Origin of the sequence: Thiohalophilus thiocyanatoxydans (genome assembly GCF_004366735.1) — a bacterium.
In the GTDB taxonomy this organism is placed as follows: Bacteria; Pseudomonadota; Gammaproteobacteria; order UBA6429; family Thiohalophilaceae; genus Thiohalophilus; species Thiohalophilus thiocyanatoxydans.
The window spans coordinates 51,582-66,755 of sequence record NZ_SOQX01000006.1; the positions used below are offsets into that span (position 1 = coordinate 51,582).

At 58.9% G+C, this 15,174-nt stretch carries 12 protein-coding genes; 10 read left to right on the forward strand and 2 right to left on the reverse strand.

Going from position 1 to position 15,174, the window contains the following annotated elements; all coding sequences use genetic code 11:
- Positions 1–13 precede the first annotated feature (13 nt).
- The 7 genes from leuD (at position 14) to truA (ending at position 9,151) form a co-directional block, all read left to right on the forward strand.
- Complete coding sequence (leuD, locus tag EDC23_RS10785; protein ID WP_134084425.1) at positions 14–655, forward strand: 3-isopropylmalate dehydratase small subunit; 642 nt, start codon at positions 14–16, stop codon at positions 653–655.
- A 136-nt stretch (positions 656–791) separates the two neighbouring features.
- Entirely contained in the window at positions 792–1,862 is a 1,071-nt protein-coding gene (gene leuB / locus EDC23_RS10790; protein ID WP_134084427.1) for a 3-isopropylmalate dehydrogenase, read from the forward strand.
- 257 nt (positions 1,863–2,119) lie between these two features.
- Entirely contained in the window at positions 2,120–3,232 is a 1,113-nt protein-coding gene (gene asd, locus EDC23_RS10795; protein WP_134084429.1) for an aspartate-semialdehyde dehydrogenase, read from the forward strand.
- A 177-nt stretch (positions 3,233–3,409) separates the two neighbouring features.
- Positions 3,410–4,432, forward strand: a complete 1,023-nt coding sequence (locus tag EDC23_RS10800) for an aspartate-semialdehyde dehydrogenase (protein ID WP_134084431.1) — start codon at positions 3,410–3,412, stop codon at positions 4,430–4,432.
- A 124-nt stretch (positions 4,433–4,556) separates the two neighbouring features.
- Positions 4,557–7,631 (forward strand): FimV/HubP family polar landmark protein, encoded by a 3,075-nt coding sequence (locus EDC23_RS10805; protein WP_166668842.1) that lies wholly within the window; start codon positions 4,557–4,559, stop codon positions 7,629–7,631.
- Positions 7,632–7,638: 7 nt separating this feature from the next.
- The gene (locus EDC23_RS10810) at positions 7,639–8,331 is read left to right on the forward strand and encodes a hypothetical protein (RefSeq protein ID WP_134084435.1); all 693 of its coding nucleotides are present in this window, start codon (positions 7,639–7,641) and stop codon (positions 8,329–8,331) included.
- 28 nt (positions 8,332–8,359) lie between these two features.
- Positions 8,360–9,151, forward strand: a complete 792-nt coding sequence (gene truA / locus EDC23_RS10815) for a tRNA pseudouridine(38-40) synthase TruA (RefSeq protein ID WP_134084437.1) — start codon at positions 8,360–8,362, stop codon at positions 9,149–9,151.
- Between the two features lie 680 nt (positions 9,152–9,831).
- Here the strand turns inward: truA and EDC23_RS10820 are convergent.
- A complete protein-coding gene (locus EDC23_RS10820) occupies positions 9,832–10,629 on the reverse strand; it encodes a hypothetical protein (protein ID WP_208321353.1) in 798 nt (265 codons plus the stop codon).
- Positions 10,626–12,065, reverse strand: a complete 1,440-nt coding sequence (locus tag EDC23_RS10825; protein ID WP_134084439.1) for a sensor domain-containing diguanylate cyclase — start codon at positions 12,063–12,065, stop codon at positions 10,626–10,628. The genes EDC23_RS10820 and EDC23_RS10825 overlap by 4 nt, the downstream gene beginning before the upstream one ends.
- A 447-nt stretch (positions 12,066–12,512) precedes the next feature.
- On the opposite strand from EDC23_RS10825, the gene EDC23_RS10830 reads away from it, so the two are divergent.
- Genes EDC23_RS10830 through trpA form a run of 3 tightly spaced genes read left to right on the forward strand, consistent with a single transcriptional unit; the run spans position 12,513 to position 15,140 of the window.
- Positions 12,513–13,139 carry a phosphoribosylanthranilate isomerase gene (locus EDC23_RS10830; protein ID WP_134084441.1) on the forward strand — a complete coding sequence of 209 codons (627 nt, stop codon included), beginning with the start codon at positions 12,513–12,515 and terminating at the stop codon, positions 13,137–13,139.
- Positions 13,084–14,337: a tryptophan synthase subunit beta gene (trpB, locus tag EDC23_RS10835; RefSeq protein WP_134084443.1), complete on the forward strand. Its 1,254-nt coding sequence runs from the start codon at positions 13,084–13,086 to the stop codon at positions 14,335–14,337. Before EDC23_RS10830 ends, trpB begins: the two co-directional genes overlap by 56 nt.
- Complete coding sequence (trpA, locus tag EDC23_RS10840) at positions 14,334–15,140, forward strand: tryptophan synthase subunit alpha (protein WP_134084445.1); 807 nt, start codon at positions 14,334–14,336, stop codon at positions 15,138–15,140. The genes trpB and trpA overlap by 4 nt, the downstream gene beginning before the upstream one ends.
- The last annotated feature ends 34 nt before the right edge of the window (positions 15,141–15,174 follow it).

The window sequence follows — 15,174 nt, forward strand, 5'->3', positions numbered from 1 at the left end:
CAGGATATGATCTATGGAAAAATTTGAGACATTAACCGTAATCGTCGCGCCGCTGGATCGATCCAATGTCGATACCGATGCGATCATTCCCAAGCAGTTTCTCAAGTCGATCAAGCGTACCGGCTTCGGGCCGAATCTGTTCGACGAGTGGCGCTATCTGGATCACGGCGAGCCGGGCAAGGACAACAGTCAGCGGCCGCTCAATCCCGACTTCGTGCTCAACCAGCCACGTTATCAGGGCGCGCAAATCCTGCTGGCGCGGGAGAACTTCGGCTGCGGCTCCAGTCGCGAGCATGCGCCCTGGGCGTTGCTCGATTACGGCTTTCGGGTGATTATCGCGCCCAGTTATGCCGACATCTTCTATAACAACTGTTTTAAAAACGGCATTTTGCCTATTGTGTTGGACGCCGAGACCGTTGACAGATTGTTCAGGGCCGTGGAAGCGCAGGAAGGTTATCAACTGACTGTGGATCTCGAACAGCAACAGATTCGCACACCCGACGGCGAAGTGATCCCCTTCGAGATCGACGCCTATCGCAAACAGCGCCTGCTCGAAGGCCTGGACGACATCGGTCTGACCCTGCAGCATGCCGACGAGATCCGCGCCTACGAGGAACAACAACAGCGACAGCGTCCATGGTTGTTCGATCAATAAGAGATACTCTGGAAATCAACGCGGAGTTCGCGGAGTCGCAGAGACGCGGAGAAATAATTAATTTGTTTTCCTCTGCGGCTCCGCGCCTCCGCGTCCTCCGCGTTAAATAAATTGAATTTGAAAAGAGAATAACCCTATGACGAAAAAGATTCTGGTATTGCCCGGTGACGGGATCGGTCAGGAGATCGTGGCCGAGGCGGTGAAGGTATTGGACGCCCTGAAAACCGATGGCCTGGATGTTGAGCTGGACGAGGCGCTGGTCGGGGGCACGGCCTATGACGAACACGGTACGCCGTTGCCTGCCGAAACGCTGGATCTCGCCAGGGAGGCCGATGCGATTTTGCTCGGTGCGGTCGGCGGTTATAAATGGGAGTCGCTGGAGATCGCGGTCCGCCCGGAGAAGGGCCTGCTGGGGCTGCGCTCGGAACTGGAACTGTTTGCCAATCTGCGTCCGGCCATCCTTTATCCGCAGCTGGCCGATGCCTCGACATTGAAACCGGAGGTGGTCTCCGGGCTGGATATCATGATCGTGCGCGAGCTGACCGGCGGCATCTACTTCGGCCAGCCGCGCGGCATTCGTACCCGCGAGGACGGCCAGCGCGAAGGCTACAACACGCTGGTCTACAGCGAGTCGGAGATCGAACGCATCGCCCGGGTCGCGTTCGACATTGCCCGCAAGCGTAATCACAAGGTCTGCTCGGTGGACAAGGCCAACGTGCTCGAATGCACCGAGTTGTGGCGGGAAGTGACCACCACGGTCGGCAAGGAGTATGACGACGTGGCACTGAGCCACATGTATGTGGACAACGCCGCCATGCAACTGGTGCGTGAACCCAGGCAATTCGACGTGATGGTTACCACCAACATGTTCGGGGATATTCTCTCCGATGCCGCGGCGATGCTCACCGGCTCCATCGGCATGCTGCCCTCGGCCTCGCTGGATGCCCACGGCAAGGGGATGTACGAGCCGATCCACGGCTCGGCCCCGGATATCGCCGGGCAGAACGTGGCCAATCCGCTGGCGACCATCCTTTCCGTGGCGATGATGCTGCGCTATTCCCTGGACGAGCCGGATATGGCCGATCGGATCGAGCAGGCGGTCAACACGGTGCTGGATCAGGGATTGCGCACCGCGGACATCTTCCAGGAAGGCACACAGAAAGTCGGCACCAGCGAGATGGGGGATGCGGTCCTCAAGGCGCTCTGACACTAACAGGGCCGAGGGACGAGTTACGAGTGACGAGGAAAATAACCCCTTACCCCGTCATTCCGGGCAAGCCGGAGGCGCGACCCGGAATCCAGCCTTAAAGGGAACAGGGACGAGTTATGAGGGACGAGGAATAGCGGAATGAATAGAACCAATCGGGAATTTTATTCGCCTCGTCACTCGTCCCTCGTACCTCGACCCTGTTCAGGGTTACAATGTCAGGTATATAACAGCAGAGTTTTGATCGAGGTGAAGCAATGAAACGCACGGGTCTGGTAGGTTGGCGCGGTATGGTGGGGTCGGTCCTCATGCAACGCATGCGCGAGGAAAACGATTTCGATCAGATTGAGCCGGTGTTCTTTTCCACCTCGCAGACCGGTCAGCCGGGGCCGGATGTGGGCAAGGACGTCCCGTCGTTAAAAGACGCCAATGACATCGATGAGCTCAAGCAGATGGAGGTCATCATCTCCTGTCAGGGCGGCGATTATACCGAGAAGGTTTATCCCGCGCTGCGCAAGGCGGGCTGGGACGGATACTGGATCGACGCGGCCTCCACTCTGCGCATGAAGGACGACAGCATCATCGTGCTGGATCCGGTTAACAAAGACGTCATCGAGGCTGGACTGGACAAGGGCATCAAGACCTACGTGGGCGGTAACTGCACAGTCAGTCTCATGCTGATGGCTGTCGGCGGCCTCTTCGATCAGGATCTGGTCGAGTGGATTTCACCCATGACCTATCAGGCCGCTTCCGGTTCCGGTGCGCAACACATGCGCGAGCTGATCCGCCAGATGGGCGCGATTAATGAGTCGGTCAAGGATCTCAATGCCGATCCCGCCACGGCAATCCTGGATATCGATCGCCAGGTAGCCGAGTTCATTCGCAGCAAGGAGTACCCGGTCGATCAGTGGGGCGTGCCGCTGGCCGGCAGCCTGATTCCCTGGATCGACAAGCCGCTCGACAGTGGTCAGACCAAGGAAGAGTGGAAAGCGGAAGTCGAATCCAACAAGATCCTGGGGCGCAGCGACAAGCCGATCCCGATCGACGGCATCTGTGTGCGCATCGGGGCCATGCGCTGCCACAGCCAGGCATTGACCATCAAGCTGAACAAGGATGTGCCGCTGGATGAAATCAGCGACATCCTGGCCCGGGCCAATGACTGGGTGAAAGTTATTCCCAACGACAAGGAGGTCAGCATGGCCGAGCTGAGCCCTGCCAGTGTCACCGGCAAGATGCACGTGCCGGTCGGGCGCCTGCGCAAGCTGAGCATGGGCAACGACTATCTGTCCGCCTTCACCGTCGGCGATCAGCTGCTGTGGGGTGCCGCCGAACCCCTGCGTCGCATGCTGCGCATCCTCCTCGACCACTGAACGTGTTTTGTATCAAAGGTGCATTTGAAAAAACGCGGAGGACGCGGAGGCGCAGAGTCGCGGAGGATTATCATTTTATCTTCTCTGCGTCTCCGCGACTCCGCGAACTCTGCGTTTTTGATCAAGGTGCATCAAATATGACGAACAGCAGGAAGTCAGGCAAAGAGGTTGTCCCTGGTGAGTAAACAAGTGGATATCGCAATTGTCGGGGTCACCGGCGCGGTGGGTGAGGTGATGCTGGAGATTCTCGAGCAACGGGATTTTCCGGTCGGGACGATCTATCCGCTGGCCAGTGCCAATTCCGCTGGCAAGCGGGTAGAATTTCGTGGCAAGTCGCTGGTGGTCAGGGAGCTGGCGGATTTCGACTTTTCTCAAGTGCAACTGGCGCTGTTTTGCGCCGGCGAGACGGTGGCGGCCGAGTATGCGCCCCGCGCGGCGGCGGCCGGTTGTGTGGTAATCGACAACAGCGCCCGGTTCCGTGGCGATGCGTCGGTGCCGCTGGTGATTCCCGAAGTTAATCCCCGGGCGATTGCCGGTTATACGGCGCACAACATCATCGCCAGCCCCGACGCGACCACTGTGCAACTGTGGGTTGCCCTGAAGCCGATTTACGACACGGTCGGGATTGAGCGGCTCAATGTGGCGACCTATCAGGCGGTCTCCGGCAGCGGTAAGGCCGGCGTTCAGGAGCTGGCCGGGCAGACGGCGAACCTGTTAAATGCCCAGCCGCTGAAAAATCGGGTTTATGATCGGCAGATCGCCTTCAACGCCCTGGCGCAGATCGAAGCGGTTGAAGAGAACGGTTATACCCGCGGGGAGATGAATCTGGTGCGCGAGAGTCACAAAATACTTGCCAGTGAGACGCTCGCGATCAATCCGACGGCGGTGCGGGTGCCGGTGTTTTATGGTCATGGGATGGCGGTACATCTGGAAACCCGCGATAAACTCGGTGCCCGGCAGGCGCGCGCCTTGCTGGAAGAGGCGCCGGGTATCACGCTGATGGACGAAGGTCGCGAACACAGCTATCCGAGCGCGGTCACCGATGCCGCCAACGCGAACACCGTGCTGGTGGGACGCATTCGTGAGGATATCTCTCATCCGCGGGGGCTGGACCTCTGGATCGTGAGCGATAATGTGCGAAAGGGTGCCGCATTAAACAGTGTTCAAGTTGCTGAAATTTTGGTAAAAGAGTATTTGTAAGCTATAGTTACTGCGTACTCATAAAGAATATTTCAAGAATGCGGGATAAGTTATTGAATTATAAAAATAAACTGCGTTGCCGCAAGTTTGGGGGTGCGGGAGCATGACAGACGGGAGAATTTCTATGTTGCGAAAGCTGGCTGGGGGCCTGGCTACGGCCTGCCTGGTTTTGCTGCCGTTGAGTGCCCAGGCGCTGGGATTTGGCAACATCAAGCTCGATTCCGCCCTCAATGAACCACTCGATGCCCGGATTGAGCTGATCTCTCCGACAGCATCGGACCTCGAAAGTCTGACGGTCAAACTTGCCTCCGAAGGGGCCTTTACCCGGGCCGGTATTGATCGGCCGCATTTTCTGAGCGGACTCGAATTTGACGTCGTCGAGGAGGGTGGCAAGCCCGTCATCCAGCTCCGTTCCAAAGACTCGATCCGCGAGCCGTTTATCAATCTGCTGATCGAATTCAGCTGGGATAACGGTCGCATGCTGCGCGAATACACCATGCTACTGGATCCGCCGGGGCAGATGCGAAGTGAACCGGCACCGGCCATGGCCGAGACGCCGACGACCGAAGCCCCGACCGATACCATCCAGCGCGAGCCGCAGCCCTATACGCCCGAACCGGCACCCGACACCGAGCCGACCGCGACGGAATCCCCCGATACGGCGCCACAACCCGAATCCACCGCCCAGGCGCAGCCCGGGAGCGCCGCGGAAGAAACAACGCTTTCAAGCCGCGATGAAGATACCGATCCCTTTGTCGATGACGGTTCCCTCTTCCCGCGCATCGATATCAGTGATGATCGAGCCACGGGGGACATGGAGGCCGGCGAGCTCGATTACGGTGTCACCCGGCAGGGTGACAATGCCTGGACCATCGCCGAGAAACTGCAGCGCGGTGCGGAGTCGGCCAGCATTTACCAGATCATGATGGCGCTGTTGCAAAGCAATCCGGATGCGTTTGTCGACGGCAATATTCATCGTCTTAAAACCGGACAGGTACTGCGTATCGAAGATCCGTCGCTGCTCAATGCCATGAACCGGCAACAGGCGGCCAATGAATACGTGGCCCAGACCGAAAACTGGGAGGAGTATCGCCAGGCGGTGGCCGAGCGGACCGAACGTCAGGCCGTGGTGGCGGATGGCGGTGCCGGGGAGCCACCGGTGCGTGCCGAACAGGAGGGGGAATTGACCCTCTCATCGCCGGATGGCGAACAGCTGCAGGCCGGTGCGGGCGCCAGTGAAGAGGCGATGAGCAACGATCTGATTGCCTTGCAGGATGAAATGCGCCAGTTGCGCGAGAACGCTTCGGGCACCCAGGAACGTAACGTCGAACTGAACCGGCAACTCCAGGAAATGGAAGAGGAAATTGAACGTTTGCAGCGTTCTGTTTCGGTCAAGGATGATGAACTGGCCACCTTGCAGCAGCAACTGGCCGAGCTGAACGCCGAGCCGGCCGAGACCGAGACCCCGGCCGGGGATGAGCCGGCTGCCGAAGAAGCCGGGGAGTCGCAGCCCGCCGAAGAGGCGATGGCGACCGAGGAGAGTGAGGTTGAACCGGCTGACGCCGGGGCGGAGTCGGAAGCTGAACCGGCTGAGTCGGATCAGGCGCCGGCCGAAACCGCTGAAGAACCGGCCGAAACCGCCGAAGAAGATGAGTCACAGGCCGCCGCGGCAGCGGAAACCGGCGATGATGAACCCAAGGGGATGGTTGCTGAATACCTGGCCATGGCCAGGGATATCTTCAACAGCGCCGTCGGCGTGGTGACCGGCATGTTCAGCGCCTCCGGCAATTCGTTGCTGATGTATGTGGCGGCGCCGGTGTTACTGGTGCTGGTGATTTTGATGCTGATCGTAGTGCGTCGGCGTCGTCTGGCCGAAGGGAGCTACCAGGAGAGCATTCTCTCGGGCGGTCCCTCCACCATGACCAACAGCACGGAAACCGGGGCTGAATCCGGGGAGTCCTCTTTTCTGAGTGACTTTGCAGTCAGTGGTGCCGGCGCCATTCAGACCGAGGATTCGGAAGTGGATCCGTTGACCGAGGCGGATGTGTTCATCGCCTACGGCCGTCATGAGGCCGCCGAGGAGCGTCTGCAGGAAGCGATCGAGCAGGAACCGGGCCGCAAGGAACTCAAGCTCAAGTTGCTGGAGCTGTACAGCACGACCCAGAACACCAGTGCGTTTGAAAATCTGGCCGAGGAGTTTTATGCCAGCCTGGGCGGCGAGGCCGAATCGGATCCCATGTGGGAGAAGGTCGTGGGCATGGGTCGACAGATGGCTCCGGCTAATCCGTTGTTCGCCGCCGGCGCTGCGGCGGCTGCCGCCTCCTCTACGACGGCGAGTGAGGATCCTGGCGCAGGGCTCTCCGATAGCCAGGTGATGGATATCGGACTGGATAGCGGGATTTTCGATAGCAGTGATTTTGCCGACGCGGGTCAGGCCGAGTCCCAGGATTCGGACCTCGGCTTTAACCTCGATTTCGATACCGAGAGCGACACGTCAGGCTCTTCCGAACCGGCTGAGAGTGGTGGCCTGAATCTTAACCTGGATGTTGGTGGCGACACGACAGACTCCGGCCAGAGCCTGGAACCGGATTTCAGTCTGGATATGGACACCGAGTCTCCCGCCGAGAGCGAACCGCAGGGAATGGACTTTAACCTGGGTGGCAGTGATAGTTCGGAGTCCGCGGAAAGCGGACTGGATTTCAATCTCGGCGAGGAGAGCGATACCAGTGAGTCTCCTAATGATCTGGAATTCAATCTCGACGATATGGGCGGTGAATCGACTTCGGACGCCGGTGATCTGAGTCTCGATTTTGATAGCGGAAGCGACGAACAGCCGGCCGCCGGCGGTGATGCGGGGCTGGATTTCAATCTCGGTGACGACGAGACAGGAAGTACGTCGCTGGACTTCAGTCGTGCCGAGGAGAGCGCGGGCGAGGAGACCCTGTCTTTTGACGCCGGCGATCTCGACTTTGGCGGCGCGGATGAAGGCGGGATGGATCTGGATACGAGCCCGGATTCCGGCGAGTCGGACATGCCACTGGGCGGGGGTGATGAAGTGGGCACCAAGCTGGATCTGGCCCGGGCCTATATCGATATGGGCGATCCCGATGGCGCTCGCAACATCCTCGACGAGGTGCTTGAGGAAGGCGATGACTCGCAGAAACAGGAAGCCCAGCAGTTGATTCAGCAGATCACCTGAATCCGTCATGCATCCGGTTATCCGGGTTGTTTGCTTCCTGTTATTTTGCGTGGCGCTGGCGCGCCCCGACGCCGGGCAACTGATCGTCGCTGCTCTGCTGATCGCCGGTCTGTTGTTCACTCTCAGCCTGCCGCAGGTGCGTCAAACCCTGGTGATGGTCCGACGGCTCCGCTGGCTGCTGCTTTCCATTCTGGTCATCTACGGCTGGTTCACCCCGGGCGTCCCGCTGGATCTACCGCTGCCCGATTACCTGCTGCCGACCCGCGACGGACTGGAGGATGGCTTGCCGCGGGTTTTGACGCTGATTCTGATCCTGCTGGCGGCGGGGATTCTGCTGGTTAGTACCTCGCGCCAGCAGTTCATCGCGGCTCTCTACTGGTTATTGTCCCCCTTGCGTTATCTCCACTGGCGGCCGGAACGTCTGGCGGTGCGCCTGGCACTGACCCTGGACTATGTCACTCAGCAGGAGTCGCTGTGGCGGATACCGCCTGCCTCTGCCGCGAGACGGGGGATAAAAGGGCGGATCACGCACATCACAGAACATCTGGCGAGGCTGTTGCCGCAATTGTTGGAACAGGCCGAACAGCCGTCGACCCGGGAGGTGACGCTGGATATACTCCCGCCACCATCGGTGTTGCAATGGGGCTGGCCCGTGCTGCTGGTTGGCGGGCTGCTGGCCGGCGCCCTGATCGAACTGTAATATTCTGGCATTGATTACCGGGGGCGTTGTGCGAATTGCGGCGGGCGTAGAATACGACGGCAGCGCATTTTGTGGCTGGCAATATCAGGATCACTCCCCCAGTGTGCAGGTGGCGGTGGAACAGGCACTGGCAAAGGTGGCCAACCACCCGGTGCGGGTTGCCTGCGCGGGGCGCACCGACACCGGCGTGCACGGGGTAGGGCAGGTGATCCATTTCGACACGGATGCCGAGCGCAGTGAGTTTTCCTGGGTGCGCGGTGCCAACAGTAACTTGCCCTACAGCGTTCGGCTGCTCTGGGCCCGTCCGGTCGACGAGACGTTTCATGCCCGTTTCAGCGCCCGGCGGCGCGCTTACCGTTATGTCATTTTCAATCGCGCGATTCGCCCGGCCTATCTGCATCGGCGGGTCAGCTGGGAATACCGTCCACTGAACGTCGAACCGATGCAGCAGGCGGCGCAATATTTACTCGGCGAACATGACTTCAATGCCTATCGGGCCGTGGCCTGTCAGGCCAGGAGTCCGGTACGCACATTATATCAATTGGATGTGGTGCGCCGCGGCGAGTTTATTATTCTGGATCTGAACGCCAACGCCTTCTTGCATCACATGGTGCGGAACATTGCCGGGGTTTTGATGAGCATCGGTGCCGGGGAGGCCGAACCCGACTGGGCCCGACAGGTGCTTGAGCAACAGGATCGTACCCTCGGCGGCGTGACCGCGCCGCCCGACGGGCTCTATTTCATGGGGGTCGAGTATCCCGCCGAATTTGCCCTGCCCAACATGGTCGGTGCCGATCCGCCCGGGCAGTTCGGGTTTTGAATGAGTGGATAAGGAGTACACCAGGGAGTTCCCCAATCCGTTTATTGCTATTCACGGACTTCGGTGGCGCCATCGAGCCCGCAACAAGGCCATGGTGATTGATTCCCGTAACCGTTTTTCAGCTCAATTGATCTACATCAAATTATTCGGAACGCGTTTTCGGCACTCTGAGCACTGCTAACGGTGTATTCTCCATAGCTGATTTTTCCCGCCGCCCCCCGGCGGGATTTTTTTACCTGACCCCTGTGGTTAGATTCACTCTAAAATTCCATCAGAACGTCCGCGGTGACAGGAATGTCGGGATAATAAAACCGCTCCGGTTTTCCTGCTCGATATTGAATAATCGACGCTTGATTTACGCGGACTTCGGTGACGCCAATCAGCCCTGTAAATAAGACAATGGTGATTGATCCCCGTAACCGTTTTTTAGCTCAATTGATCTGTATCAAATTATCCGGCATGCGTTTTCGGCATTCTGACCACTGCTAACGGTGTATTCTCCATAGCTGATTTTTCCCGCCGCCCCCCGGCGGGATTTTTTATCTTCACCCTCCCGGTAATGGTTCAGGAAAAGCTTAACCACGAAGACACCAGGACACGAAGAAATCTTTATTTTTTGTGTTTTCGTATGTTGTGAACTTTGTGTTATTTCCAGTTAAAGTAAATCAACCTGTGTTTGCTCAAAGGCGCAGCACGACCAGCGCCTGCAGGACGTTATCTTCGGTCTCTTTCTCCCCCAGCTTGTTGTGCCAGTATTGCCATTCGACGCCGACAAACAGGCGATCGGGGGTGTTCCACAGTGTATGGCCCAGGTCATAGCGAAACTGAGGCTGTAGCAGAATCCAGTCATGCACAGTCTGACCGAATTCGTTATCGCGCTCGGCAATGTATTCACCATGTCCCTCGATGCTGAATCGCTGCTTACCTACAGTGAAGGGGTAGGCCCCGTTGAGATCGATCATGTAACTGTTGCTCTCGGCGGGGGCGCCGCCGCCGGCCACGCCGGTACTGTCGTCGAAATATAGAGTGAAATCGGTATTGAAGAAGGCAAAACCGGGGAGGTCCCAGCTCAGCCGGATGCCGGGCAGGTATTTGCGAACCCGCGCCTCCTTTGAATAATTAATACCGGCGAGCAGGCCGATATCGTTGATCGGGCCGGCGCCAACCGTGGTGTCGGCAAGTTTGCCCAGACTGATGTTGAGATAAAGTTCGCTGTAGAGATCGCCGTCATTGAAACCGTCAGGGTGACGATCGTCGAGATAGTCGGCAAAGAAAAAGAGATCGCCGAAGTCCCAGCCACTGGCATGCTGCAGGGTCAGGATGTCAGTATCACTCTGCGTGCCGCCGGCAAACGTGGGGGCGGCCAGCGTACCGCGCTGGTAATGCAGTTCGTTGATCTGCCACTGCGCGGCGGTGGCACGGTTCATCCCGACAAGCCCCGCAATGAGTACACTGGCGAGCGCAAAGCCTCTGATCATGCGATCGTGATCCGATTACGGCCCTGCTTTTTGGAGGTGTAGAGGGCAGTGTCGGCACGTTTGATCAGATCAGGCAGGGTTTCGCCGGGTGCGTATTCGGCCAGTCCGACGCTGATGCTCATGTCCAGATTCACCTTGCCGCAACGGAACGGGTATCGACTGATGGCTTCCCGGATAGTTTCTGCCCGGCGGATGGCATTCTCCGCGTTGCAATCATTCAGCAGAATCACAAACTCGTCACCGCCCCAGCGGCAAAGGGTGTCGGAGGCACGAATATGACCACGGACGAGCTCGGTGAAATTGTACAGAATGGTGTCACCACAGTCATGTCCGTGGGTATCGTTCATGGCTTTGAAATTATCGATATCGAGACTGATCAATGTCACCGGCGTGTTGTTCCGTCGTGCCGAGGATATGTCATGATTGAAGATGATTTCGAACACATGACGATTGGCCGCGCCGGTCAGTTTGTCAGTCGTGGCCATCTCTTCGAGACGGCGCTGGTAACGACGGAAGGTGAACCAGATGATGGTCACTACCAGTGCCGTTATCATAAGCGCAATGATGATATTGGCGAACAGGGCGTCGAGAATCCGGGAATCGGCGCTGGATTCGGCCTGCTCGACGATCAGGTGCCAGTCGAACTCGGGGACCAGGCGACTGTTTACAAACACGGTCTTGCCGTCAGGCCGGGTGTAATTTACCGAGGAACTCGGATTGGCCAGAATATGTGTGGCAACGCGGTCCATACCGGCGCGGTCCTGGAGCCGTTCGGCACCCGTGTAGCCGCTGCCGCGGACGGTTACCTTGCCCTCGCGATCAACAAAGTAGACTTCCCGGCTGTAGCGCTGCTGGTAATTTTCAATCAGATCGGCGACCCGCTTCACTGATAAACCGATACCGGTTACACCGATAAATTTGCCGTTATAGTCGGTCACCTGATAGTTGACGAAGATACTTAATCGATCACGATCCGCCGTGTCGAAATCCAGGTTGATCTCATAGGGATCATTCATCTGGCGCACCCGGAAGTACCATTTGTCGGCAGGATCGTCTCTGGATAGTGTTTTCAGTACGCCAGTGGGGTGATAGTACTTGCGATGTTGCTCGGAAACGAAGAATGCCGTGGTGGTGTCATAGCGCTGCTGAATTTGTTTCAGATAGCGAATGATTTTTTCCGGTTCTTTTTCGCCGTCGAGGGTCCAATCGAGCACGAAAGTATCATGCGCCATGAGCGAGGAGATCAGGATCGAGCGCAGCAGGTCGCGTTCGATCTCCGAATAGATATTGTCGCTGGTCAGCGGTAGCGCTTCTTCGGCGATTTGATTGCGCACTGAATCATGGGCGATCAGGTAGCTGACAATGCTGGTGGCGAGAAAACCGAGCACCAGTAGTGCGACGAGTGCAGCCGTGAAATAGGGTTTTTTATACTGCACAGCCAATTGCCTTATTGAACCGCTGGGGAGTTGTTATTTTCTGGCGTAGAAAAGACCTTGGCCCGAGTATAAACAGCCTGCTTGCGGGGTGTCCAACACCTTCTGGGATACTGTTAACGCTGTAGACGTGTTTGAATGGTATTTTTGATCAAGCCGAGTCAGCTTCGAGGGGTGACCGGGTAACTCACTGTTCATTGATCTTTCGGCCGTTAGTGCTGGATTTCAAGCTTGTCATCTCACAAGAGGCATGAGCGACCCTGATGTACCGGTCGGGTAATCTCTCTTTGAGATGGTGCGGTTGCTGGCGCACGAGTCGATCGGGTTGTCAGTCGCAGAAGCCTTTTTCTTGCAGCTGTGCGCTAAGTACCTGTAAAATCAATGACCTTTGTGTCCGACCGGGTTATTGCCGGGCGGCTATCCACGGGGCTCAAACGGAATCCGACGCGCATGCAAACCAGGGTGAAAATCTGCGGCATTACCCGGCCGCAGGATGCCATAGCGGTGGCCCAGGCCGGTGCCGATGCCATCGGACTGGTGTTTTATCCGCACAGTCCCCGCGCTGTCGAGATCGACCAGGCCCGGGAGATCATTGCTGCCCTGCCGCCGTTTGTGACCACGGTAGGGCTGTTTGTCGACGCCGAAGAGACAACGGTTCGGCGGGTGCTGGCGGCGGTACCGCTGGATCTGCTGCAATTTCACGGCGAGGAATCCCCGGCCGAGTGCCGGCGTTATGCCCGGCCCTATCTCAAGGCGCTGCGCATGCGCGAGCAGGCCGATGTGCTGGCCACCGCGAAGCAGTATCACGATGCCGCCGGGTTGTTGCTGGACACCTACCAGGCCGGCGTGCCGGGCGGGACCGGCGACCGCTTCGACTGGCGCCGGGTGCCCGCGCATCTGGCCATGCCGGTGATTCTGGCGGGGGGGCTGAACGCGGAGAATGTCGCCGAGGCGCTGACCACCGCACGCCCTTACGGGGTGGATGTCAGCGGCGGGGTCGAATCGCAAAAGGGCATCAAGGATGCCTATAAAATCCGATCGTTTATCGCAGAGGTTGAACGCGTTGGCAGAGACTAAACCCAAATATCACTATCCGGACGCCCGCGGCCATTTCGGTCCCTACGGGGGGCAGTTCGTGGCCGAGACCCTGATGGGGCCGCTGGAAGAGCTGCGTGAGGCCTACGAGCGTTACCTGGCCGATGCCGATTTCCAGGCCGAGCTGGACGAAGAGCTGCGCCAGTATGTCGGCCGGCCCAGTCCGCTCTATTACGCCCGGCGCTGGAGTGAAAAACTCGGCGGCGCGCGCATCTATCTCAAGCGCGAGGATCTCAATCACACCGGCGCGCACAAGATTAACAATACCGTCGGCCAGGCCCTGCTGGCGCGGCACATGGGCAAGACCCGGATCATCGCGGAAACCGGCGCCGGTCAGCACGGCGTGGCCACCGCCACCGTGGCGGCCCGGCTGGGGCTCGAATGCGTGGTCTACATGGGTGCCGAAGACGTGCAGCGCCAGTCGATGAACGTCTATCGCATGAAACTGCTGGGCGCCCGGGTGGTGCCGGTGGAGTCGGGCTCGCGCACGCTCAAAGATGCGCTCAACGAGGCGATGCGCGACTGGGTGACCAATGTCGACAATACCTTCTATATCATCGGCACCGTGGCCGGCCCGCACCCGTATCCCGCCATGGTGCGCGATTTTCAGGCGATCATCGGCCGCGAATCCCGCGAGCAGATCCTGGCCCAGGAGGGACGCCTGCCTGACGCACTGGTCGCCTGCGTGGGCGGCGGTTCCAATGCCATCGGCCTGTTCTACCCGTTTATCGATGATGAATCAGTGGCCATGTACGGCGTCGAGGCCGCCGGTTTCGGCCTGGAGACCGGGCAGCATGCCGCGCCGCTGTGTGCCGGCAAGTCGGGCGTGCTGCACGGCAACCGGACCTACCTGATGGAAGACGCCCACGGCCAGATCACTCACACCCACTCGATCTCGGCCGGTCTGGATTATCCCGGGGTCGGCCCCGAACACGCCTGGCTCAAGGATTCGGGGCGGGTCCACTATGTCGCGGTCAATGACGACGAGGCGCTGCAGGGCTTTCACGATCTGACCCGCATCGAGGGCATTTTGCCGGCGCTGGAGTCGAGCCACGCGCTGGCCTATACCACCAAACTGGCGCCGACGCTGGGCAAGGATCAGATCATCGTGGTCAATCTCTCCGGGCGCGGCGACAAGGACATTCACACTGTCGCCACTCACCAGGGGATCAGCCTATGAGCCGTATTGCCGGGTGTTTCGCGGCCGCTCGCGAGGCCGGCCGCAAGGTGTTGATTCCCTATATCACCGCCGGGGATCCCGTCCCCGAACAGACCGTCACCCTGATGCACGCCATGGTGGACGCCGGGGCCGATATCCTCGAGCTGGGGGTGCCGTTCTCCGATCCCATGGCCGAGGGGCCGGTGATCCAGAAGGCCATGGAGCGGGCGCTGACCCACCAGGTCACCCTGGATGACGTGCTCGACATGGTGCGCACTTTCCGCCAGCAGGATGATCGGACGCCGGTGGTGTTGATGGGCTATCTCAATCCCATCGAGGTCAAAGGCTACGCCCGGTTCGCATCCGAGGCGGCCGAAGCGGGCATCGACGGGGTGCTGACCGTGGATCTGCCGCCGGAAGAGGGCGAGGATTATATTCGCAGCCTGGAGGCGCAGGATATCGACCGGATCTTTTTGATCTCGCCGACCACCGATGAAAAACGCATGGCGACGCTCAGCCGGGCCAGCAGCGGATTTGTCTATTATGTGTCGCTCAAGGGGGTGACCGGGGCGGCCAATATTGACACAAAAGCGGTAGGGGATCGCGTTTCGACAATTCATGCGTTGACAGATTTGCCGGTAGGAGTAGGCTTTGGCATTAAAGATGCCAACTCCGCCGCCGCCGTGGCCGCCGTGGCCGATGCCGTGGTGGTCGGCAGTGCGCTGGTGCGGCAAATTGAGGCGAATATGACCTCGGCCGAGAAGATTAATCAGGCTGTGGCGGCGTTGCTGAGCGACATGCGCCGGGCGATGGATGCCCGCTGAAGGCATCACCAACATGACTTAAGGTTGTTCATCG

Excerpts from the sequence above, each read along its gene's own strand:
- leuD (WP_134084425.1), top strand. The coding sequence starts at position 14 with ATGGAAAAATTTGAGACATTAACCGTAATCGTCGCGCCGCTGGATCGA.
- leuB (WP_134084427.1), top strand. The coding sequence starts at position 792 with ATGACGAAAAAGATTCTGGTATTGCCCGGTGACGGGATCGGTCAGGAG.
- asd (WP_134084429.1), top strand. The coding sequence starts at position 2,120 with ATGAAACGCACGGGTCTGGTAGGTTGGCGCGGTATGGTGGGGTCGGTC.
- EDC23_RS10805 (WP_166668842.1), top strand. The coding sequence starts at position 4,557 with ATGTTGCGAAAGCTGGCTGGGGGCCTGGCTACGGCCTGCCTGGTTTTG.
- EDC23_RS10810 (WP_134084435.1), top strand. The coding sequence starts at position 7,639 with ATGCATCCGGTTATCCGGGTTGTTTGCTTCCTGTTATTTTGCGTGGCG.
- EDC23_RS10820 (WP_208321353.1), bottom strand. The coding sequence starts at position 10,629 with ATGATCAGAGGCTTTGCGCTCGCCAGTGTACTCATTGCGGGGCTTGTC.
- EDC23_RS10830 (WP_134084441.1), top strand. The coding sequence starts at position 12,513 with ATGCAAACCAGGGTGAAAATCTGCGGCATTACCCGGCCGCAGGATGCC.
- trpB (WP_134084443.1), top strand. The coding sequence starts at position 13,084 with ATGCCTATAAAATCCGATCGTTTATCGCAGAGGTTGAACGCGTTGGCA.
- trpA (WP_134084445.1), top strand. The coding sequence starts at position 14,334 with ATGAGCCGTATTGCCGGGTGTTTCGCGGCCGCTCGCGAGGCCGGCCGC.